Here is a 20,515-nt window from a genome sequence, read left to right on the forward strand (position 1 = left end):
TGCTCACAGTCAGCTGTGGCGAGTTAGAGCAGATTGGCAGCACGTTGGATGAAGTGGTTGCAGCGGCACACAGCAAGGATGCTGAGCTGAACGCAGCTGTGGCTGAACGGTTTGAGTAACAATGCTGCGTGTGATTCTCGCAGTCAGTGTGCTGATTCTACTGGGTGGCTGTGGCACGGCACGTGGCGTGTTGGATGGCACAGGCAGTGTGCTTGAAGGCATGGCAACTGATGTGCGTAGCTTGGGTGGGATGCTGAACTAAGGCTCGGGCTTAGAGCAGCTCTACAGCATTGGCTAACTGCTCGTCGTTTACATCTATATAGCGTTGCGTAACAGCTATTGAGCTATGCCCAGCTAGAGCAGCTAATACTCGCACACCAATGCCTTTGTTGGCCAAACGTGTGATAAAGGTTCGACGTGGGCTATGACTGCTGGCACCTTGCAGTCCACACGCATGGAAGATGTTGAGAAACAGCTGACACATTGTGTTGGCACTAAAATGCCCACCCTTTTGACTGCGAAACAGCGGCGCAGTTGGATCCACACTGCTGCGCCAAGTGCGATATAGAGCCAGCTGTTGAGTAAGCTGCTTGTTGACGAACACAGTGCGAGTACGACTGCCTTTGGTTTGAGACTTGGCGAGTGTGAACTGTGAGCGTACTGCGCCTTCGGCATCATACACGTCACCAATACGCAGTGCAGCCAGTTCTTTGGCTCGTAACCCAGTGTATAAGCTGAACTGCAATATAGTGGTGTCGCGTGTGACATGACGACGTGCTTGGCAGTATCGCAGCGCACGTTTGATTTGTGCATCATTGAGTGTTGTTGCTTGTGCCATTGTGCCCTCAAATATCAGTGTCATTAACAGCTAAGCTAAAGTCTGATATTCGGTTTGGGCAACCAATCAATGTTGGCACTAAGAGATGTTGGTTCTCAATGACTTACGCATTCATCTCAGACAATACATATTCTATGACATTTGTTTTGTGGCTGTTCATTGCTGCAAGTTTGTTTGATTTGTTGTTCAACAGCTACGCTGTTAACCAATCGCTTCACTGTTTCAACGCTTGCGCTTCGCTACAGCGTATCAACAGTCTCAGCATCATTTCTTCTTAGATATTATTACTGGGTACTTTCTGTAGATTTGGATGTCATAGAGAGGCAGTACGCCTCTCTTTGACTTAAGACTTTCTGTGAGTTTCTCAGTCAGCAATGTCGCACAACCAGCTAAGCTGGTAGATAGGGTTGGGCTGTTATCTTTACGTGCGTGGAGTTATTCCCAACGCAACACACTGTTAGCACATTGCCGCCAACAGCATACATACAAGGTGCTTTGATATTCAAAGCCTCTCTTCTTGTTCCAATACATAATATTTAACGAGCCCGTTGTAGCTTTGCTCGATGAATGGCTCTGTGAAACCTTCTGCGCTGACAAGTTCTGCACGCATACCTTCATATGCTTACTCAATGCCGTTTGTAGGGCGCTATAGACAGATAAATACAACGCAGTGGGTAGCTGTTTTGCATCTACAGTTATTTATCAACAAAGGAAAAAATCATGTCAAAAACGGTATTGAGCGATGTCTACAAGCTGCTGCACAGCATCAATGCAGTGCGCAGTGAAAGCGAGTTTAGCAAGGATTGGCTGGGACGTAGCGAGTGCTATATGCGCACATTGCGCTTCAAGTGCGTACAACCAAGCGTGGGCAGTATCGCTATATGCGCAAGCAAGCTGCAGCACTACGGACAGCGTATGCTTGCGACAACGGAACATAAGCAGCTTGGCGAACGCTTTGTGAGTTTGAGCAACGCTTGTCATCAACAAATCAACACGCAAAGCCAACAACACTGGATGGCAGTGCTGTGAAAGGGGTTCTACGCACTATAAAATCTACAGCGCAGTTTCTGGTAGCCAAGTACTTACGCTTTTGGGGTGGTGATTTTGCAGCCCCTAACACGCATGGTGTGTGTAAATGACTGCACTCATAGACATCCAAAAGGCACTCAACGCAATACGCAGGATAACGCAGCAAGAGGCAGAAGCAGTGCGGCTTGAGGCACTGGCGTTGATGGCTGGTGTTATAGCGGATGAGGCGAAAGACATTGAAAAGCGACGCGAACCCAAGCCCAAATCCATACAACGCAAGCCTATTGCTGCTGTGCCCCAACCCAAGCCAGCTCAGAAGTCAGCACCAATATCACAAACAACTACACCAAGCACAGAGCCAGAAGTGCGGGATTACAGCCCCAAGCAGCCTCTAAAGCCAGTTAAACCTGAATAATACTGCAGCAGTACTATTGACTACGAGCCTGATTGGCACACCATTTTCAAGCACAAGCAATAGAGAGGAATAGAGAAATGGATTGGTTACAAGACTTGATGCGCGAAGAAGGACTAGAGCCTCAAAGTAGCGCGAATGCTAGTCTGCGTGCAAAGCTGCTTGGACAAGCGGATCGTATGCTCAAAGAGTTGGCGACTTATAAGACAGAACAAGAGCTTGACGGTAACAGCTCCAAGTATTGGTGGGCTCCACAAAGTGTTGACGGTCAGCGACGTGTTGTGATGCGTGCAGGCTCGAAGACAGTGGATGGATCAGCTGTATACGTGAACAACACACTCACTGACGTACGCAATGCTGTTGAAAAGATGCGTACAGTTATTGAACGCAGCAAGGATGCACAGTGGGCTGACGAAGAGGAACGTCGCAAAAAAAGTGATACGGCGTGTTGTTCGTATGTATGAACACATAGAAACTGGTCCGCTTTATGACAATGCGGTCCAGCTTATGAAAACATACAGATCACTAGCGGCACGCATGGAGAATGCAAAAGCAGGAACGCAAGGCAAGCTGGATCGTCAGCTAGAGCGTTTGAAAGAGCTGATTGGTGAACGTTTAGGTGAGCTAACAGACATGGAACTCACTGCGTTAACGTGTTGGCAGTATGGCGTTGTGCCTGGCACATACGAAGTTGATCATGCTGAAATAACTGATAGGCCATACGTCAGCATACGCAAGATTAGTCGATGGGATGAAGAATACGACGTGGCAGCAATGAAAGCATCACTGAAATCTCAAAACGAACTAGACAGTGAGCTTGAAGAAACTGGCTCTGCTGAACTACATGCGTTCCTAAGCTTGAAAGCTGACTACTAGCAGCGACGACAACTGCGGCTACAAGCACAAGTCTCACTTCTAGCTCACGTTTATACATCAACGACAACAACAGCTGTGTGTGCGTTTTATCGCCGTTATGCCAATGATTTGCGCAATCAACGCAGCATTGACAGCATGACTGACTGGCATAGTGAGGCGGGGTTTAAATAACATCCATGTCGATGGTGCTGGCAATGATGTTGACGCGGTCTTTGAGCGTGTTGGGGAACAACTGAGCATAACGCTCTGTCATTGAAATATGATAGTGCCCAAGCAGCTGCTGCACTTCATAGATGCTTGCGCCATTGTTGATGAGCAAGCTGGCGTATGTATGTCGCAAGTCATGTACACGCACAGTGTTCAATCCGGCATGCTTGCGAGCAGCGAAGAACGCAAGATGAAAGCTAGTGTAGGGTTTGCGGGTACGTGGATTTGGAAATAGCCAGTCATCACGTGTTGTAGGCAAGCCCAATGCATCAGTTCGCAGACGTACTTTATCCAGTACCTTTACAGCTTGATTACTGAGCATAATCTTACGGCTACGTCCACTTTTGCTGATTGCAACGAACAGCTGCATTTTGTCGTCATCAATGTCTTTCCATTTTGCAAGACGCAGCTCGCTCTTACGTGCGCCAGTAAGCAGCAGCAGCTTGACGAACAGATACAGATAAGGGTGTGTGCTTTGCTTGCAGGCGCTGAGCAGCTGACTGATCTCATTGCGTGTTAAAAAGCGTTGCACATAGTCGCCAACGGGAAGCTTGCGTATAGCTGCACCTTTGAAAGCATTCTTCTCCAAGTATCCCCAATGAACTGCGATATTGAGAGTACGATTGAGCATGGAGGCGTGTTTGTTGACAGTTCCAGATTTGTATCCAACTTCCATCTGGTGCAGCATCCAATGATCAATATCTTCACTGCTGATATCATTAAGCAGCTTTGCTCCCAGCACAGGACGAATATGCTTATTGAACAGATAAAAATCATGCTTGCTTCTGCGTTTGGTGGCTTGAATAAAGGCGTAATACTTGAGGTCAAAGAATGCCTCGAGTGTAAGTTTTGCAGGCTGGTTGGTAGCTGCAGCAGCGGGCGCCTGTGACTGACCAAACAGCTTAGAAAATGATCTCATATCAATCTCTCCTTCACTGCAGTGCTAAAGTCAGCGACGCACTAGGACGAGCGGAATATATGGTACAGCAGTGGAAAAGACACCGACATTGCGCTGTGGATACTTCTCACAACCACAGCACTGGTCGCCTTTGCAGGCGCAGCCGCTGCTGAAGGTCACATCTCTTTAACTTGGTCCGGCTCCGCGACTGCTGGTGTTGCTCGCGAAGGCGGTGTAGACGCCGTTGCTGGCATCACTGAAGTTGATGGCGTACCAGTCGCAACAATCGCAGCCGCACTGCCTGGCTTCGTGAATGTTGACGGCGATACTGACGCAGAAGCCGCAGCTGACGCCGCAACAGCCGCTGCTGCTGCTGGCTCCGCAGAAGTTGAAGTTGGTGACTTCGACGAATATGCAGAAGTCAACGCGACGCTCACAGGTACCGTTGCAACTGATTCCGGCGTGACATTGTCTGCGTCCGTGTCTGTTGACGCTGGTCGCGGTTACGACTTCGCAGACGACGACACTTTTGACAGCTCCGGTTCACAGTCTGGTTCTGTAGGCTTTGACAATGTTGTTGTTGACGCAGGCGCTTACGGTAAGCTGACAATCAACCCTGACGACATCGCACATCTTGTTGATGACGATGATGACGCTTCTGCTGACATCATGTACGAAAACGACTTTGGCGTCGCCATGTTTGAATTCGTGATGGACATCGACGAAGATTCCGACGCGGCTCCTGCTGCTGAAGCTTGGGCTATCGATACAGTTGCAGGCGACACTTCACTTAATCTCGGCGCTGATGGTTTCTTGAACTACACTGCACCAGTTGATGCAGACGTTCAGTGGTCCGCTAAGGTTACTGCTCCGGTTGCAGACATCGCGACAGTTTACGCTGCGGTCGACGAAGAAGGCGGCTATGACGTAGGCGCATCCGCAACTGTTGCTGGCGTTTCCCTGAACGCAAAAGTCAAGAGCGAAGCTCTTGCAGTTGAGCAAGACGCAGATGCTGAGTTTGAGATCTCCGGTTCTTACACAATGTCCGGCCTGACAGTTGGCGCAAGCTGGAACTCCGTCGAAGATGGCGACCAGTGGGGCATCAGCGGTTCTTACACAATGGACGCGATCACAGTATCTGCATCCACAGACGAAGGCGAAGACTGGGAAGTTACCGGTTCTTACGCACTGTCTGACAACGCTTCGCTGGAAGCTGGTGTGAACTACACAGAAGACGCATTTGTAGGCGTATCCTTCTCCTTCTAATCGAAGCAGAAGACCCTAATAGAGAGAGCGGCGCTTCGGCGTCGCTCTTTTCTTTTGTGCGGGTCCAACTTGGCCGCTCATTGCCCTCAGTCGCCTATAGCCATCCGCCCTGCACCCTATTATGAATACCGTTGGACCTGACGCGTCCGGCGTTTCGCATTTCGGAAAGACCCAAAAGCATGACCATATACTCCCCCGCCGCGACCGAAGGTAAATGGCAAGATGCATGGGCGCAGGCCCAGACCTTCAAAGCAACGCGCAGTGCGGACAAGCCAAAGTATTACGTGCTTGAGATGTTCCCCTACCCGTCAGGCCGCATCCACATGGGCCATGTGCGCAACTACACGATGGGCGACGTGATCGCGCGCTATAAGCTGGCGACGGGTCATAACGTGCTGCACCCGATGGGCTGGGATGCCTTCGGGATGCCGGCAGAGAACGCAGCGATGGCGTCCGGCGGTCACCCGAAAGACTGGACATATCAAAACATCGCCGACATGCGTGCGCAGATGAAGCCCTTGGGTCTGTCGATTGACTGGTCCCGCGAATTCGCGACATGCGATCCGGAGTACTACGGTCAACAGCAGGCACTGTTCATTGATTTTCTGTCTAAAGGTCTGATTTACCGCAAGAAAGCCGTCGTGAACTGGGATCCTGTCGATATGACCGTTCTGGCGAATGAGCAGGTCATCGACGGCAAGGGCTGGCGCTCTGGCGCGGAGGTCGAACGCCGCGAACTGGTGCAGTGGTTCTTTAAAATCAGCGACTATTCCGAGGAGTTGCTGACCGCCATCGATAGCCTTGATAACTGGCCCGCCAAGGTCAAACTGATGCAAGCCAACTGGATCGGCAAATCGCGCGGTTTGCAATTTGCCTTCACCCGCACCGATGGCGGCGAGATTGAGGTGTATACAACACGCCCCGACACGCTGATGGGGGCCTCTTTCATTGGCATCTCACCCGATCATCCCTTGGCCAAGGAGCTGGAAGACAACGACGACGCCGTCGCTGCATTCTGCGCTGAATGCCGCAAAGGTGGCACCACCGCCGAAGCCATCGAAAAGGCGGATAAGCTAGGGTATGACACCGGACTGCGCGTCAAACATCCGCTGGCAGGCCACGATGACCTGCCCGTCTATATCGCGAACTTCATTTTGATGGATTACGGTACAGGCGCGATCTTTGGTTGCCCAGCCCATGACCAGCGCGACCTTGATTTCGCGCGCAAATACGGGCTGCCCGTCATCAGCACATATGCACCCGCAGGCGATGAAAGCATCACACTTCCGGAGGATGGTGGTGACGCATACGTGCCGCCAAAATCCGAAAAGGTGATCTACATTCGTGGCTTTGCAGGCGCGACAGAGCAAACAGGCGACGAAGGCATCGCCACCGCAATCGCCTTTTGCGAGGAAAGCGGCATCGGCGAAGGCGTAACGAAATACCGTCTGCGCGATTGGGGCCTGTCCCGCCAACGCTATTGGGGCTGCCCGATCCCGGTTGTACATTGCGATGACTGCGGTGTTGTCCCAGAAAAGAAAGAGAATTTACCGATTGAGCTGCCCTATGACGTCAGCTTCGACACGCCCGGTAATCCGCTCGACCGTCACCCGACATGGCGCGATTGTGCGTGCCCGTCTTGCGGCAAACCCGCCCAACGTGAAACCGATACGATGGATACCTTTGTCGATTCGTCGTGGTATTTCGCGCGCTTCACTGCACCAAATGCCGATACGCCGACCAGCATGGATGATGCCGCCTATTGGATGAACGTAGACCAATATATCGGCGGCATTGAACACGCGATCCTGCACCTGCTCTACAGTCGTTTCTTTGCCCGCGCGATGCATATGACCGGCCATTTGCCTGCCTCCGCAAAAGAGCCGTTTGACGCGCTTTTCACGCAAGGCATGGTGACCCATGAGATCTACCAGACACGCGACGGGAAAGGCCGCCCGGTCTATCACTTGCCCGAAGATGTGACTGATGGGAGGTTGGCGGACGGGAGCGAGGTTGAGATTATTCCGTCAGCGAAGATGTCGAAATCCAAGAAAAACGTCGTGGACCCTGACGATATTCTGGCCAAATACGGCGCGGATACGGCCCGTTGGTTCGTGCTGTCCGATAGCCCACCCGAACGTGACGTGGAATGGACCGCCTCTGGCGCTGAAGCGACGTTCAGGCATCTCAACCGTGTGCATCGTGTTGCGTCAGAAATCGCAAGCATGGGTGACAGTGCCGGTACCGGCGACGAAGACTTGCTGCGCGCAATGCATAAGGCAATCCATGATGTGACGATGGGCGTCGAAACATTTGGATTTAACGCAGCAATTGCAAAGCTTTACGCATTTACCAATGTCTTGGCCAAGTCGAAAGCAGGCGGTACGGCCAAGCGTCAGGCAATGCAGATTCTGGCACAACTCATGTCCCCGATGACACCGCATTTGTCCGAAGAAATCTGGGGTATGTTGGGCGGCGATGGCCTTATCGCCAACGCACCTTGGCCGATCGCAAATGAAGCCATGCTGCTCGAAGACACTGTAACGATGCCGATCCAGATCAACGGCAAGCGGCGCGCTGAAATTCAGGTTGCGGCGGACGTAAGCAAGGAAAACGTCACAGAAATTGCCTTGGCGCTTGAGGTCGTTCAGACTGCACTTGCGGGCCATGCGCCCAAGAAACTGATCGTTGTCCCCGGCAGGATTGTGAATATTGTCATCTGATCGCCTCTCGCGCCGCGTCTTGCTGCTGGGCCTTTTTGGTCTGGCAGGGTGTGGTTTTACGCCCATCTACGGTTCCGGGACAGTCCAGCGCGGTGCGTTTTCTTTTGAGGCAGACAAGACTGTGATCGGCTTTCGGCTTGCCGGCCGCCTGGCCGAAAGGCTCGGTGCTGCGCAGTCGCCAAAATACGTGATAAAAACAACGATCAGGACCTCTCAGCGCGCCGCCGCAATCACAGAGGAAGGCGACACATCCCGGCTGAATATCATCGGGACTGCGACTTGGTCCTTGATTGATATTGCAGCAGGAACCCAAGCCGCAACGGGTGAGGTGCAAAGTTTCACAAGCTACGCCGCAACCGGGTCCACCGTTGCGACGCAGACGGCGCGGGATGATGCAGGCGACCGGCTTGCTGTGATCCTGGCTGATCTGATCGTTACCCGCGTTTTGGTCGCCCTGTCATGAAACTGACAGGCGGTGCCGCAACCAATTACTTTCGCAAGCCTGATCCGACACATACGGCCCTGTTGATCTTTGGCGCGGACCCGATGCGGGTTGCCGATAAACGCCAGCAGGTGATCCTTGCGTTGGTGGGCGCGCAAGGTGAAGAAGAAATGCGCCTGACCCGAATGAATGCCACTGATCTGCGCAAAGACCCCGCCATGTTGGACGATGCAATCAAGGCGCAGGGGTTTTTCCCCGGGCACCGTGTTGCCTTTGTCGAGGACGCCTCCGATGGTCTTTCCAAAGTCATCGATGCCGCGCTGTCCGACTGGCAGCCGGGCGATGCGCAGGTGGTAATTACCGCAGGTCAGCTCACCGCCAAATCTGCCCTGCGCAAAGTGGTTGAAGGGCACCGCAATGCGGTTGCGATTGGTCTATATGATGACCCCCCCACAATTGCGGACGTGGAACTGGCCCTTGCTGCCGCAAACATCCCCGCGCCAGGGCGTGACGTCATGGACGCGCTGATGGGATTGGCCAATACGCTCGAACCCGGTGATTTCAGGCAAACACTCGAAAAAGTCAGCCTTTACAAACGCGGCGATGATGCGCCACTGAGCATCACAGATATCACGGCGAATGCACCGCAATCTGCCGAAGTCGATGTGGACGATATTCTTGAGGTCGTCGCCACAGGGCAATTTGAGAAACTCGCACCGCTGATGAGCAACCTGGCCGCACAAGGCGTCACACCTGTGACACTCTGCATCGGGGCGATGCGCCATTTTCGGCGGTTGCATGTTGTTGCGTCTGATCCGGGCGGACCAGCGGCAGGGGTCGGTCGTTTGCGCCCACCCGTTTTTGGGCCACGCCGTGACAAAATCGTCGGACAGGCCAGCCGTTGGGGGCGCGACAGGCTTGAACTGGCGTTGACCGCGCTCACGGATGTGGACCTTCAGTTGCGATCAGCCAATACCGCACCGCCTGCGGCATTGCTTGAGCGCACACTGATACGACTGACCATGATGGCGCACCGCTAGCCCTGCGCAAATCGGGCCGCGGCCCGCCCAGCTTTCAGACCCGTCGAGAGGCACCCTGTAATGAGATAGCCCCCCGTTGGCGCTTCCCAATCAAGCATTTCGCCAGCACAAAACACACCCGGTCGGTTTTTCAACATCAAGTCATCGGTCAGCGCATCGAACCGGACACCACCCGCTGTTGAAATCGCCTCATCTATCGGGCGTGGGCCAGTGTGACGAACGGGCAAAGATTTGATGCGTGCGGCAAGGTCATCAGGAAAGGGCCGCCCGAACTCCGACAAGAGCGCCATGCGCAGTGGGTCAAACCGCAGCACCTTGCGCAGATGATTAGAGAGACTCATTTTGCCGCGCGGCTTTGCCAAGGCTTCGCGCACCCGCTCAAGCGACCAATCGGGCGCCAGATCAACGAACAATGGCGCGCCGTCGCGCATGGCCTGCGAGACCATGTAAATACCGCCGCCCTCAATGCCGCGCTCTGAGATTACGAATTCGCCACGCGTGTACAAATCGCCTGCTGTCAGTGAAATCGCCTTCACAGGTTGGCCCAGATGCGGCTTCATGTAGTCGGACCACGCAACACCAAATCCCACATTGGCGGGTGCAAAGGGGGCAGTTTCGCCCTGCAAATAACCGGCCCACGCCCCGTCTGAGCCAAGCCTTGCCCAACTTGCACCGCCCAGCGCCAACACCGTGGCTTTGGGCGTCAAGGTTCTCGATCCTTCCGGCGTTGTGAAGCGCAGCGCGTCGTCGTCCCACCCTTCCCAGCGCCACCGCGTGCGCATCTCGACCCCCAGATCAGTGAGCCTTGCCAACCACGCGCGTAGTAGCGGGGATGCTTTCATCACGGTCGGAAACACGCGGCCCGTGGAACCGGTGAACAACGGCTGACCAAGCCCCTTTGCCCAATCCATGACCGCTTGTGGACCAAACGCCGCAATAGCGCTGGTTATCGGGGGATGGAAGGTTGACGCGAAATCATCCTCAACCTTGGTAATATTCAAACCTGACTTGCCCGCCATCAAGAATTTCCGACCGACCGAAGGCATCGCATCGACAATAAGAACCGATAGCCCGGCCTTTGCCATCTGTTCAGCGGCCATCAGCCCGGCCGGTCCAGCGCCAATGACAACGACATCGCTCACGTGGGAAACAGCCGGTCATGCCCGAATACGTCGCGCGTCTGATCCAGCAAAGTTGCAAGCTCCATCGCGGCGCCGCTCCTGTTCGTTTTAGCAAACATGCCGTGTCAGCAAGCAGTCCACAAGTCTAGCCAATCATGCGTTTGATCGCGGATATATGGCTTATATCTGCTGAAAGCGCATCCTGCGCCAATGATGCCACGCCTGCCTCAAGATCATCCGCTTCGGCGATTTGGTCGATCAATCCCCACTGCAAGGCGATTTCTGCGTCGATCTTCTGCCCTGCCATGAGAATTGCCTTCGCACGCCCCGGCCCAATAAGGCGCGTCAGCCGTGCCGGATCGGAAGGTTGCGGCAGAAATCCGCGTTTCATCACAGGATAGAAGAAATTGGCAGAGGGCACTGCGATCCGCAGATCACAGGCAAGCACCATCCCGAATGCGCCACCGGCCACGGTCCCGTTCAATACCGCGATACTAAGACCCGTTTGCGCGGCAATTGCGCCCGAAAGACGCTCCCACACCGGATCAGTCGCAAGGCCCGCGCGCGCCGCATCAAGATCAGCGCCTGCGCTGAATACGGAGCCTGTGCCCGTCAGGACAAAGAGCTTTGCGCCGTGCGCTGCCTCAGCAATATCGGACAGTTCAACCAGCATCTGACGGGTCAGCGCACCTGCTTTATCCGGTCTGTCTATTATAACGGTCCAATGTTCCCCGTCTTGCCTGTGCCGGATCATATGAGACCAACCTTCGCGCGAATGTCGTCTTCGCGCAGGCTGACATCGCCGCCCAGATAGGCATCCGCCTCTGCAGTACACATCCACAAGAGCGTCTGCGCGGGCCATTCGGGCGGGATATGCACCGACCAATCCAACTGGCTGACCGGATTGACACCGGAGGCCTTGATCTCACGTTGCATCTGCGTGGCAACAGTTCCCGGCGACAGGCCCATGATCCGCAGACCCTTGTCTCGTGCCTCCTTGTCGGCAGCGCGCGTCAGCATGTAGACCCCCGCTTTGGAGCTGCAATAGGCCGACCAGCCTTCGACAGGCCCATGTGCTGCCCCTGAAGAGATATTGATGATCGTTCCACCGCCCTGTGCGATCATGCCGGGCATTGCGGCGTGCAGGCCGTACATGACGCCTTTGAGGTTTATATCAATCGTCTTGCCCCACGCAACGGGATCAGTGTCTTGCAAGTGCCCGATCGGGTCAACGACACCGGCATTGTTAATCAGCACATCAAGCTGGCCGAAAGACGTGATTGTTTTCGCAATGGCCGCCTGCACCTGTCCATAATCGGACACGTCACAAGGAATTGATATGGCGCGCGCGCCTATCTCGCCCGCGATATTCGCGATCTCGGTCTCGCTGCGCGCAACCAATGCAACATTGGCCCCTTTTTGCGCAAAAGCGCGTGCGGCAGCTTCGCCGATTCCACGGCTGGCACCGGTGATAAGCACAGTTTTTCCGCCCATAGTCATGTTTTTCACGCTTCTCCCTTTCGCAGCCGCCGATGGGGGGCTAGTTATCTGTCAACAGTAATCACGACGCCAAGACCATAGACGTCGCGGCGCGTGTCCGAAAGATGTATACCGAAAGGGACAAGATGACATATTCAACCGGGCTTCGTAGCGCAGTTTGTACAGCAGCATTGCTGATGGGCACCGCCGCACATGCTGAACTGACCGCTGCCGAAGTCTGGGAAGACTGGAAATCACAGTTGACCCAATATGGCGACGATCAGATCAGCATCGGCGCGGAAGAAACATCAAGCGGCACAGTAACTGTGCGCGATATCAGGCTGACCTTGGCGGAAGACGGGGTCTTGATCGAAACCGTGATCGGCGACATCAATTTCAACGAATTGGCTGACGGTTCTGTGAGGATCACCTTGGCTGATACCATCCCGCTGACAATATCGGGCGATGACGGCGTCGACATGACAATTCTGGCGACCCAGACAAATCTGGAAATGATTGTCAGCGGCTCGCCCGAATTGATGGAATACGACGTGAGCGCGGACAGCTATCAGATTGCGTTTCAGGATGCGGTCGATGGCGATGTCACCATCACCGGGGACGCCAAGATTACGGCAACTGACATGTCCGCCAATTACACCGTTGCCAAGGGCGAAATGCGCGAGATTTCGGCCAATAGCAGCATCGGAGTGATTGATGTTCTGGTTGATTTTCAGATCCCCGGTGGCAACGGCGAATACATCACCGCTGCCGCGAAAGTGAATAACATGCGCAGCCAAAGCGAAGTGACAGCGCCGCTTGAAACCGACCTTGAGAACCCCGAAATGATGTTCGCAGACGGCTTTTCAATTGCCGGAGGCTATGTGATCGACGATGCCGCCTATGTTTTTGACGTCAACTCAGCTGGCGATCAGACATCCGGATCCGTCAGCACCGGATCGGTCACTTTCACTGGCGAGCTGAATGAAAAGACGGTGGCCTATAACGCCTCGACACGTGATATGGACGTGAACCTGACGACCAGCGGGTTCCCAATGCCAATCACAATGACGATGTCTGAATACGGCTCCGGCTTCCGCATGCCTTTGGGCGTAACCGAAAAACCGGCCGATTTTGGTTTCAAGTTCGACGTGATTGATCTGGTGGTCGGCAACGACCTGTGGAACCTGTTTGATCCAGGCAACATCCTGCCGCGTGACCCCGCAACACTGCAAATCGCACTCAGCGGCAAGGCGCGGGCCTTGTTTGACATGCTCAATCCTGCGACGGCAGAGGACATGATGCGCGCTGACGTCCCGTTTGAGCTGTCATCGCTGACGCTGGACAACATCCAGATCAAGGCGGCCGGTGCGCTGTTTACCGGTTCAGGCGCGTTCGACTTCGATAACAGTGACATGCAGACATTTGCACCGCTGCCACGCCCGGAAGGGGATGCGACATTTGAAATCACAGGGATCAACAAGCTATTCGACAATCTTGTCGCCATGGGGCTGGTGCCCGAAGATCAGGTTATGGGGCCGCGCATGATGATGGGGATGTTCGGACGCGCAACAGGTGACGATCAGATGGCGATTGACGTTGAAGTGACCCCAAACGGTCAGGTCAATGTAAACGGCAACCGCATCCGCTAGACCTGCAAATGATGAATGGGGCGCGGATGGTGACATCTGCGCCCTTTTTCATTGGCGCGTGCGACCTTGCGGGCAGCACCACTGCGCACTAGGTCCAAAGACAAGCAAAGGATACTTGATGACCCAATCTCTTTCCGACCTGTCCGAACAAATCCTCGCCGCTGCACGGGCTGCGGGTGCTGATGCCGCTGATGCGATTGCCGTTGACGGCACATCGCAGTCGATCACGGTGCGCGCAGGCGCATTGGAACAGGCAGAACGCTCTGAAGGGGTCGACATTGGCTTGCGGGTCTTTGTGGGGCAACGTCAGGCTTGCGTTTCATCCTCTGACACGAAGCCCGCGACCCTGTCCCAGATGGCCGAGCGTGCGGTCGCAATGGCGAAGGAAGCGCCAGAAGATCCCCATGCGGGCCTTGCCGACCCCGCGCAACTGACCACACGGACCGCTACAGAAAAACTTGAACTTTTTGATCCGAGCGATGAACCCGACCCTGCCGCGTTGCAGGATGACGCGATGCGCGCAGAAGCCGCAGCCATGCGCGTTGACGGCATCGCGCAAGTTCAGTCCGCATCCGCAGGCTATGGCCGTCGCCGCGTTCATCTGGCCGCCAGCAACGGGTTCTCCGCAGGATACGCACGCAGTGACCGGGGGATTTCCTGTGTGGCGATTAGCGGGACTGGCGCCGGAATGGAACGGGATTACGATTACGACAGCCGCGTGTTTCAGGCCGATTTGCGCGACGCAGAAGAGATCGGGCGCATTGCGGCAGAGCGCGCGGTTGCGCGTTCCGGTGCCAGAAAACCAAAGACCGGCGCCTATCCGGTGTTGTTTGACGAAAGGGTCGCCAGCACCTTGATAGGCAGCCTTTTGCAGGCCACCAACGGCATGATGATCGCGCGCGGCTCAAGCTGGCTGCGCGATGCGATCGGGCAGCAGGTTTTGCCCAGCGGTCTGACTGTTATCGAAGACCCGCACCGCGCCCGCGTAACCGGATCACGGCTTTTCGATGCTGAAGGATTGCCGACACAAAAGCGCGCTATCGTCGATGATGGCGTATTGACGGGCTGGACCCTCGATTTGGCCACAGCGCGGCAATTGGGGATGCAAAGCACGGCTAATGCCGCGCGCGGAACAGGTGCGCCGCCGTCCCCGAGCCTGACAAATGTGGCACTCACCCAAGGTGAAAAATCGCGCGCTGATCTGATTGCAGAAATGGGCACGGGTTTGCTCATCACCTCCATGATCGGGTCCACGATCAACCCCAATACCGGTGACTATTCTCGCGGGGCCGCGGGCTTCTGGATTGAAAACGGCGAAATCACCCATCCGGTCAATGAATGCACAGTTGCCGGTAATTTGCGCGATATGCTCAAGACGATCATTCCGGCAAATGATGGGCGCAGGCATCTTTCGCGGGTTGTGCCTTCACTGCTCGTTGAGGGGCTGACGCTTGCCGGAGACTGATCTTGCGCTCTTGATAGATGCCGCTGAGCAAGCTGGCGATATCGCCCGCAGCTTCTTTCAAAATGACCCCTGCATCACGGACAAACCCGGCGGGGCCGGCCCTGTGACAGAGGCCGACCTGGCGGTGAACGCAAGGCTGGAAGCAATCCTGCCTGCCGCGCGCCCGGGCTATGGATGGCTGTCGGAAGAAACCGAGGACAGCAGCGCACGCCTGACAACAAAGCGGCAGTTCGTAATCGACCCGATTGACGGCACACGGGCCTTCATCAACGGCAGCAAAGACTGGGCGCACGCGCTGGCTGTCGTGGAAAACGGCGTAGCCGTCGCTGCTGCGGTTCACCTGCCGATGCACGGGATGATGTTTGCCGCGGCCATTGGCGAAGGTGCGACGCTGAATGGCCGATCGATTTCCGTCACCTCCGCGCATATGACAACCGCGACCATTCTGGCGTCCAAGCCGAATTATGACCCGCAACTTTGGAAAAATGGCACCGTTCCAGAAGCAAAACGCGCTTTTCGGTCCTCCTTGGCTTATCGTCTCTGCCTTGTGGCGCAAGGCGCATTCGACGGGATGCTGACCCTGCGCCCCAGTTGGGAATGGGACATTGCCGCCGGTGCGCTGATCGTGCAAGAGGCAGGCGGGACCGTGACCGACCAAAAGGCCGCGCCGCTGCGGTTCAACAACCCGCATCCGCAGGTGCCGGGCGTTGTGGCCTCTGGCCCGGATTTGCACCGCGCCCTGACCACACGGCTTGAGCCATGGAACGCAAACCCCTAGACTGGCACCAACCGTAGCACGTACAAAGGTTTTCCCATGACACAACGCTTGCATCTCGTCTTCGGCGGGGAGTTGATTGACCCCAGCAAGAACGCCTTCAAAGATGTTGACGCCATCGATATTGTGGGCATGTTCCCCGACTATGAGACCGCATATAATGCGTGGAAAGCTGCCGCTCAGCGGACCGTCGACAATGCGCACATGCGCTACTACATCGCGCATATTCACCGTTTGCGCGACGAAGAAGCCGCAGCCTCAGCGACCGAAGAATTGGGCAATTAACCCTTATAGGATTGCCTGAATATGGCCCGTTCATTGTCCATCGCTGCCTATCTCACCCAGTTGGGGGCCGTGGACGCGCAAGATGACTTCGCCCCGCAACCCCCGCGCCCGGAGGGTGCGATCATCTGGGCGCGTTGCAGCAATCCCGATCAGCTTGCCGCAATGGATAACCTTGCGCGCAGATTAACCGCTGACGGTGACCTGGTGCATATTGTGGCGACACTGTCGCATTGGGAGCCGGAATACGCTGATCGAGCGCTGCCTGAGCCGCGTGGGCGGCTGGCATTTCGTGCCTTCCTGGAACATTGGCGTCCGGCAATGTGCGTTTGGCTCAAGGGCGGGCTTGATGCACTTCTGCTGGATGAAATGCGGCGTGTGAACCTCCAGAGCATTCTGGTCGATGCCAACGGCGAGGGCCTTCGCGCTGTTACCGGACATTGGGTGCCGGGTGCGCTGCGGTCTGTCCTGACACAATTTGAAGCGGTCTTTGCATTGGATGCGCACGCAGCGGAAAAACTGGCACGGGCAGGCACGCCGCCTGAGCTGATCGTGATCGCAGGCGCGATGGAGGATAACGCCCCACCGCTGCCCTACAATGACGATGAGCGTCGCGAACTGTCACAGGCCATCGGAACACGGCCAGTCTGGCTTGCTGCCGCAGCCCATCCCCATGAGTGGCTGGATCTGTGCCGTGCGCATGACCTCGCAAGTCGCAAGACCCATCGTTTGCTCTTGATCGTTGTCCCAAGTGAGCCAAAAACCGCGTTTGAGATGGCTGAAAACATGCGTCAGGCAGGGTTTCTGGTGGCTCTGCGCTCTCAGCAACCGGACCCGGCGGATGTGACGCAGATCTATATCGTCGATACCGACGAAGAATTGGGACTTTGGTACCGGATTGCCCCCATTACCTACTTGGGTGGCACCCTCCACGGTGGAAAATGCCGTGATCCGTTTGAAGCGACAGCCTTGGGCTCAGCCGTGGTCTATGGGCCCCATGTGGCACCGTTTCAACGTCATGCGGCCCGCCTGAATGCGAATGACGCGTCGCGTCTGATCCGCGCCAACACAGATCTCGGCCCTGCGATCGAGGGTTTGTTGGCCGCCGACAAGACCGCAGAGCTTGCCCATCGCGCATGGGATGTCACGTCACGCGGCGCCAATGTGACGAATAGGATCGCAACCTATATTGAATTGCGCCTCGAAGAATTGGTCATCTGATGCGCGCACCTTTGTTTTGGTTCACCCCGCCTGCCAGCCCCGGCTTCGCAGCAAGGATGCTGACGCCGCTTTCAGCGATTTTGGCCGCATTGACGGCGCGGCGTTTGCGGCAGAAGCCCAAGATCGACGCCGAAGTTCCGGTTATCTGTGTCGGCAATATCAACGCGGGCGGTACGGGAAAGACACCCACGACCATCGCCCTGATCGAACGGCTCATCGCACGCGGGCACCGCCCGCATGTGGTCTCGCGCGGGTACGGCGGCAGCCTTGAAGGCCCCGTGCAGGTCGATGAGCACCAGCATAAAGCCGATCAAACCGGCGACGAGCCACTTTTGCTTGCGGCATTTGCACCAACCTGGGTGGCCAAGAACCGCGCAGCCGGGGTGCAGGCAGCACAAGACGCGGGCGCAGATGTCATCTTGATGGATGACGGTTTTCAAAACCCCGATGTGACCAAGGATATGTCGATTGTCGTGGTCGATGCGATGCGTGGCTTTGGTAATGGGCGGGTGATGCCCGCCGGCCCCCTGCGTGAGCCGGTCGCGACTGGTTTGAAACGCGCGGACCTCGTCCTGTCGATCGGGCCACCACCCCAGCAGGATCGTTTTGCCAGTCAATGGCGCTTCGATGTCCCGCATCTTGTCGGCCATCTGGCGCCGCTGTCGACCGGAATGCCGTGGCGCAATCTCAAACTGTTGGCCTTCGCAGGCATTGGGCACCCGGAGAAATTTTTCATCACTTTGCGCGACATGGGCGCGACATTGGTCCGCGTGCAGGCATTGGGCGACCACCAGCCGCTTACCGATACGTTGATGAAACGGCTTGAGAGCGAGGCAAAGGCCCAGCGCGCGCAGCTTGTGACAACGGAAAAGGACGCGGTGCGCCTGCCCGAAAGATTTCGAACGAAAGTGCTGACGCTGCCGGTACGACTACAACTGGTGGACTGGGCACCGCTCGACGCGGCATTGGATCAACTAGGGCTTTAGCATATCCTGATCCTGCCCCAATTTGGGAGATGCGGTCTTGGCCGTCGTTTCAGCATCTGAAAACATGATCGGCAACCGCACAGAGGGCACGCCGTCCAAATCAACACGCATTCCGCGATGGACGACCTGCGGGTCCGCGAATGTCTCTGCCATATCATTGATCGGCCCGGCGGGAACGCCGTGGGCTTCGCAAGCAGCCAACAGGTCGGCCTTCGTCCATTTTGCGGTTTGCGCGGACAGCTCTGCATTCAAAGCGGCGCGGTTGGCGAGCCTTGATGCATTGGTGGCATAATCGGGATGGTTACCCAGCTCCGGCGCGTCCAGAAGCGCACAGAACTGGTGAAACTGTCCGTCGTTTCCGCTGGCCACGATGATATGCCCGTCAGCGCAGTCAAATACCTGATAAGGCACGATATTCGGATGGGCATTGCCCAGGCGTTGAGGCGGGTTTCCGGTGGCAAGGTAATTCATCGCCTGATTGGTCATCACAGCCGTGGCAACATCCATCAGGGCCATATCAATATGTTGCCCCTTTCCTGTTGTCTGCCGCTGATACACGGCCGCGAGAATGCCGGTACAGGCATAAATACCCGTGAAGATGTCGGTAACCGCAATGCCCACCTTTTGCGGCTGGCCGGACGGGTCACCCGTCACTGACATCAAGCCCGACATCCCTTGGATAATATAGTCATAGCCCGCGCGCTTGGCATAAGGCCCGGTTTGGCCAAATCCGGTGATCGAGCAATAAATCAGACGCGGGTTCAGTTGTGAAAGACTGGCATAATCCAACCCGTATTTGGCCAATCCACCAACCTTGAAATTCTCGATCAGGATGTCAGCATCCGCGACCAACTGGCGGACCTGCGCCTGCCCCTCGGATGTGCGCAGATCGACCACCACAGACTTCTTCCCGCGATTGCAACTGTGGAAATATGCGGCGGTCTTTTCGCCGTCTTGGGTGATATAGGGCGGACCCCATTGGCGGGTATCATCGCCTTGCACACTTTCAACCTTGATGACTTCTGCGCCAAGATCGGCAAGTGTCTGACCGGCAAGCGGGCCCGCAAGGACCCGTGCCAGTTCAATGACTTTCAAACCCGCAAGAGGTTGCATCTGATGTATTCCTGTCGCGGACCGGACCTAGCCCAGCTTCCCATCCAAAATGGCGGCAAATTCATCATACGGCATGTTTGAATAATTCTCTCCGTCAATCAGGAAAGACGGTGTTCCCGACACGTTATCGTTCTGAGAATTTTGTTGATACCATCCAAAAAGCGCCTCTGCCTTGGGTGCATCACTCAGGCAGGCATCCAGTGCCCCATCATCCAGACCCGCGGTTTTCGCCAAACGGCGCAAGTCTTCGACAATTCCCGCAGGATCCCCAGACGCGAGCCATTCACGCTGCTGGGCATAAAGCAGGTCCGTGAAGGCAAAGAAGAAATCAATATCGTCGCTGCATCGGGCAATCATTGAAGCCCATAAGCCAGGGCGATCAAAATAGACCTCGCGGTAGATGAAACGGATGCGCCCGGTGTCGATGTAATTCGTTTTGAGCAACTTAAACTGATTTGCATGGAAATCCGCGCAAAACGGGCACGTGAAAGAGGCGTATTCGATCAACTCGATCGGCGCATCGGGATCGCCAAGAGCCATTTCGACAACTTCCGGCAAGCCGCCATCGGCAGATTGCGCAAATGCGGCACCGGGAAAGAGCCCCGTTTGCGGATCAGGCCGTGTCAGCGTCCAACCGGCGCCCAAGGCCACCAAAGCACTGCCGCCAGTGGTCAAAAGAGTTCTACGTTCCAT

22 protein-coding genes are annotated in these 20,515 nt (G+C 55.7%); 15 read left to right on the forward strand and 7 right to left on the reverse strand.

Translation table 11 applies throughout. From position 1 onward, the window contains the following. Positions 1-121 precede the first annotated feature (121 nt). Positions 122-262 (forward strand): hypothetical protein, encoded by a 141-nt coding sequence (locus ACFDSS_RS04590; RefSeq protein ID WP_375254587.1) that lies wholly within the window; start codon positions 122-124, stop codon positions 260-262. A 9-nt stretch (positions 263-271) separates the two neighbouring features. On the opposite strand, the gene ACFDSS_RS04595 is transcribed toward ACFDSS_RS04590, so the two are convergent. Then, positions 272-838, reverse strand: a complete 567-nt coding sequence (locus ACFDSS_RS04595) for a tyrosine-type recombinase/integrase (RefSeq protein WP_375254588.1) — start codon at positions 836-838, stop codon at positions 272-274. Positions 839-1,558: 720 nt separating this feature from the next. Between ACFDSS_RS04595 and ACFDSS_RS04600 the strand changes: the two genes are divergently transcribed. The 4 genes from ACFDSS_RS04600 (at position 1,559) to ACFDSS_RS04615 (ending at position 3,155) form a co-directional block, all read left to right on the forward strand. Next, positions 1,559-1,867, forward strand: a complete 309-nt coding sequence (locus ACFDSS_RS04600) for a DUF6626 family protein (RefSeq protein WP_375254589.1) — start codon at positions 1,559-1,561, stop codon at positions 1,865-1,867. Between the two features lie 106 nt (positions 1,868-1,973). After that, positions 1,974-2,282: a hypothetical protein gene (locus ACFDSS_RS04605; RefSeq protein ID WP_375254590.1), complete on the forward strand. Its 309-nt coding sequence runs from the start codon at positions 1,974-1,976 to the stop codon at positions 2,280-2,282. 77 nt (positions 2,283-2,359) lie between these two features. After that, entirely contained in the window at positions 2,360-2,743 is a 384-nt protein-coding gene (locus ACFDSS_RS04610; RefSeq protein WP_375254591.1) for a hypothetical protein, read from the forward strand. Positions 2,744-2,786: 43 nt separating this feature from the next. After that, positions 2,787-3,155 carry a hypothetical protein gene (locus tag ACFDSS_RS04615; protein ID WP_375254592.1) on the forward strand — a complete coding sequence of 123 codons (369 nt, stop codon included), beginning with the start codon at positions 2,787-2,789 and terminating at the stop codon, positions 3,153-3,155. A gap of 163 nt (positions 3,156-3,318) precedes the next feature. Here the strand turns inward: ACFDSS_RS04615 and ACFDSS_RS04620 are convergent, their stop codons facing one another. Then, complete coding sequence (locus ACFDSS_RS04620; RefSeq protein ID WP_375254593.1) at positions 3,319-4,281, reverse strand: tyrosine-type recombinase/integrase; 963 nt, start codon at positions 4,279-4,281, stop codon at positions 3,319-3,321. Between the two features lie 120 nt (positions 4,282-4,401). On the opposite strand from ACFDSS_RS04620, the gene ACFDSS_RS04625 reads away from it, so the two are divergent. The 4 genes from ACFDSS_RS04625 (at position 4,402) to holA (ending at position 9,731) form a co-directional block, all read left to right on the forward strand. Beyond that, a complete protein-coding gene (locus ACFDSS_RS04625; RefSeq protein ID WP_375254617.1) occupies positions 4,402-5,526 on the forward strand; it encodes a porin in 1,125 nt (374 codons plus the stop codon). A 179-nt stretch (positions 5,527-5,705) separates the two neighbouring features. Further along, positions 5,706-8,249 (forward strand): leucine--tRNA ligase, encoded by a 2,544-nt coding sequence (gene leuS, locus ACFDSS_RS04630; RefSeq protein ID WP_375254594.1) that lies wholly within the window; start codon positions 5,706-5,708, stop codon positions 8,247-8,249. Beyond that, positions 8,239-8,712 (forward strand): LPS assembly lipoprotein LptE, encoded by a 474-nt coding sequence (gene lptE, locus ACFDSS_RS04635; RefSeq protein WP_375254595.1) that lies wholly within the window; start codon positions 8,239-8,241, stop codon positions 8,710-8,712. The genes leuS and lptE overlap by 11 nt, the downstream gene beginning before the upstream one ends. Beyond that, on the forward strand, positions 8,709-9,731 hold the full coding sequence (gene holA, locus ACFDSS_RS04640) for a DNA polymerase III subunit delta (protein WP_375254596.1): 1,023 nt from the start codon (positions 8,709-8,711) through the stop codon (positions 9,729-9,731). Before lptE ends, holA begins: the two co-directional genes overlap by 4 nt. Here holA and ACFDSS_RS04645 read toward each other — a convergent pair. The 3 genes from ACFDSS_RS04645 to ACFDSS_RS04655 all read right to left on the reverse strand — a co-directional run bounded on the left by ACFDSS_RS04645 (position 9,728) and on the right by ACFDSS_RS04655 (position 12,352). Further along, positions 9,728-10,873 carry a TIGR03862 family flavoprotein gene (locus ACFDSS_RS04645; RefSeq protein ID WP_375254597.1) on the reverse strand — a complete coding sequence of 382 codons (1,146 nt, stop codon included), beginning with the start codon at positions 10,871-10,873 and terminating at the stop codon, positions 9,728-9,730. The two genes, holA and ACFDSS_RS04645, sit on opposite strands and share 4 nt — an antisense overlap. Before the next feature lie 124 nt (positions 10,874-10,997). Next, on the reverse strand, positions 10,998-11,606 hold the full coding sequence (locus ACFDSS_RS04650; protein WP_375254598.1) for an enoyl-CoA hydratase/isomerase family protein: 609 nt from the start codon (positions 11,604-11,606) through the stop codon (positions 10,998-11,000). Then, positions 11,603-12,352: an SDR family oxidoreductase gene (locus tag ACFDSS_RS04655; protein ID WP_375254618.1), complete on the reverse strand. Its 750-nt coding sequence runs from the start codon at positions 12,350-12,352 to the stop codon at positions 11,603-11,605. Before ACFDSS_RS04655 ends, ACFDSS_RS04650 begins: the two co-directional genes overlap by 4 nt. A gap of 125 nt (positions 12,353-12,477) precedes the next feature. On the opposite strand from ACFDSS_RS04655, the gene ACFDSS_RS04660 reads away from it, so the two are divergent. From ACFDSS_RS04660 to lpxK, 6 genes are all read left to right on the forward strand, one after another. Further along, entirely contained in the window at positions 12,478-13,980 is a 1,503-nt protein-coding gene (locus ACFDSS_RS04660; RefSeq protein WP_375254599.1) for a DUF2125 domain-containing protein, read from the forward strand. A 118-nt stretch (positions 13,981-14,098) separates the two neighbouring features. Beyond that, positions 14,099-15,445 (forward strand): TldD/PmbA family protein, encoded by a 1,347-nt coding sequence (locus ACFDSS_RS04665; RefSeq protein WP_375254600.1) that lies wholly within the window; start codon positions 14,099-14,101, stop codon positions 15,443-15,445. Further along, complete coding sequence (locus tag ACFDSS_RS04670) at positions 15,432-16,223, forward strand: 3'(2'),5'-bisphosphate nucleotidase CysQ (protein WP_375254601.1); 792 nt, start codon at positions 15,432-15,434, stop codon at positions 16,221-16,223. Before ACFDSS_RS04665 ends, ACFDSS_RS04670 begins: the two co-directional genes overlap by 14 nt. Before the next feature lie 36 nt (positions 16,224-16,259). Next, positions 16,260-16,505, forward strand: a complete 246-nt coding sequence (locus ACFDSS_RS04675) for a DUF4170 domain-containing protein (RefSeq protein ID WP_375254602.1) — start codon at positions 16,260-16,262, stop codon at positions 16,503-16,505. A 21-nt stretch (positions 16,506-16,526) separates the two neighbouring features. Further along, positions 16,527-17,723 carry a 3-deoxy-D-manno-octulosonic acid transferase gene (locus tag ACFDSS_RS04680; protein WP_375254603.1) on the forward strand — a complete coding sequence of 399 codons (1,197 nt, stop codon included), beginning with the start codon at positions 16,527-16,529 and terminating at the stop codon, positions 17,721-17,723. Beyond that, positions 17,723-18,709: a tetraacyldisaccharide 4'-kinase gene (gene lpxK / locus ACFDSS_RS04685; RefSeq protein ID WP_375254604.1), complete on the forward strand. Its 987-nt coding sequence runs from the start codon at positions 17,723-17,725 to the stop codon at positions 18,707-18,709. The genes ACFDSS_RS04680 and lpxK overlap by 1 nt, the downstream gene beginning before the upstream one ends. Here lpxK and ACFDSS_RS04690 read toward each other — a convergent pair. Together ACFDSS_RS04690 and ACFDSS_RS04695 are read right to left on the reverse strand one after the other, a co-directional pair. Then, on the reverse strand, positions 18,698-19,822 hold the full coding sequence (locus ACFDSS_RS04690; protein WP_375254605.1) for a CaiB/BaiF CoA transferase family protein: 1,125 nt from the start codon (positions 19,820-19,822) through the stop codon (positions 18,698-18,700). The genes lpxK and ACFDSS_RS04690 overlap by 12 nt on opposite strands. A gap of 27 nt (positions 19,823-19,849) precedes the next feature. Next, complete coding sequence (locus ACFDSS_RS04695) at positions 19,850-20,515, reverse strand: DsbA family protein (RefSeq protein ID WP_375254606.1); 666 nt, start codon at positions 20,513-20,515, stop codon at positions 19,850-19,852.

The organism is Yoonia sp., from assembly GCF_042093035.1.
Taxonomy (GTDB): domain Bacteria; phylum Pseudomonadota; class Alphaproteobacteria; order Rhodobacterales; family Rhodobacteraceae; genus Yoonia.

Excerpts from the sequence above, each read along its gene's own strand:
- ACFDSS_RS04590 (WP_375254587.1), top strand. The coding sequence starts at position 122 with ATGCTGCGTGTGATTCTCGCAGTCAGTGTGCTGATTCTACTGGGTGGC.
- ACFDSS_RS04595 (WP_375254588.1), bottom strand. The coding sequence starts at position 838 with ATGGCACAAGCAACAACACTCAATGATGCACAAATCAAACGTGCGCTG.
- ACFDSS_RS04600 (WP_375254589.1), top strand. The coding sequence starts at position 1,559 with ATGTCAAAAACGGTATTGAGCGATGTCTACAAGCTGCTGCACAGCATC.
- ACFDSS_RS04605 (WP_375254590.1), top strand. The coding sequence starts at position 1,974 with ATGACTGCACTCATAGACATCCAAAAGGCACTCAACGCAATACGCAGG.
- ACFDSS_RS04610 (WP_375254591.1), top strand. The coding sequence starts at position 2,360 with ATGGATTGGTTACAAGACTTGATGCGCGAAGAAGGACTAGAGCCTCAA.
- ACFDSS_RS04615 (WP_375254592.1), top strand. The coding sequence starts at position 2,787 with ATGAAAACATACAGATCACTAGCGGCACGCATGGAGAATGCAAAAGCA.
- ACFDSS_RS04620 (WP_375254593.1), bottom strand. The coding sequence starts at position 4,281 with ATGAGATCATTTTCTAAGCTGTTTGGTCAGTCACAGGCGCCCGCTGCT.
- leuS (WP_375254594.1), top strand. The coding sequence starts at position 5,706 with ATGACCATATACTCCCCCGCCGCGACCGAAGGTAAATGGCAAGATGCA.
- holA (WP_375254596.1), top strand. The coding sequence starts at position 8,709 with ATGAAACTGACAGGCGGTGCCGCAACCAATTACTTTCGCAAGCCTGAT.
- ACFDSS_RS04650 (WP_375254598.1), bottom strand. The coding sequence starts at position 11,606 with ATGATCCGGCACAGGCAAGACGGGGAACATTGGACCGTTATAATAGAC.
- ACFDSS_RS04655 (WP_375254618.1), bottom strand. The coding sequence starts at position 12,352 with ATGACTATGGGCGGAAAAACTGTGCTTATCACCGGTGCCAGCCGTGGA.
- ACFDSS_RS04660 (WP_375254599.1), top strand. The coding sequence starts at position 12,478 with ATGACATATTCAACCGGGCTTCGTAGCGCAGTTTGTACAGCAGCATTG.
- ACFDSS_RS04665 (WP_375254600.1), top strand. The coding sequence starts at position 14,099 with ATGACCCAATCTCTTTCCGACCTGTCCGAACAAATCCTCGCCGCTGCA.
- ACFDSS_RS04675 (WP_375254602.1), top strand. The coding sequence starts at position 16,260 with ATGACACAACGCTTGCATCTCGTCTTCGGCGGGGAGTTGATTGACCCC.
- ACFDSS_RS04680 (WP_375254603.1), top strand. The coding sequence starts at position 16,527 with ATGGCCCGTTCATTGTCCATCGCTGCCTATCTCACCCAGTTGGGGGCC.
- lpxK (WP_375254604.1), top strand. The coding sequence starts at position 17,723 with ATGCGCGCACCTTTGTTTTGGTTCACCCCGCCTGCCAGCCCCGGCTTC.
- ACFDSS_RS04690 (WP_375254605.1), bottom strand. The coding sequence starts at position 19,822 with ATGCAACCTCTTGCGGGTTTGAAAGTCATTGAACTGGCACGGGTCCTT.
- ACFDSS_RS04695 (WP_375254606.1), bottom strand. The coding sequence starts at position 20,515 with ATGGAACGTAGAACTCTTTTGACCACTGGCGGCAGTGCTTTGGTGGCC.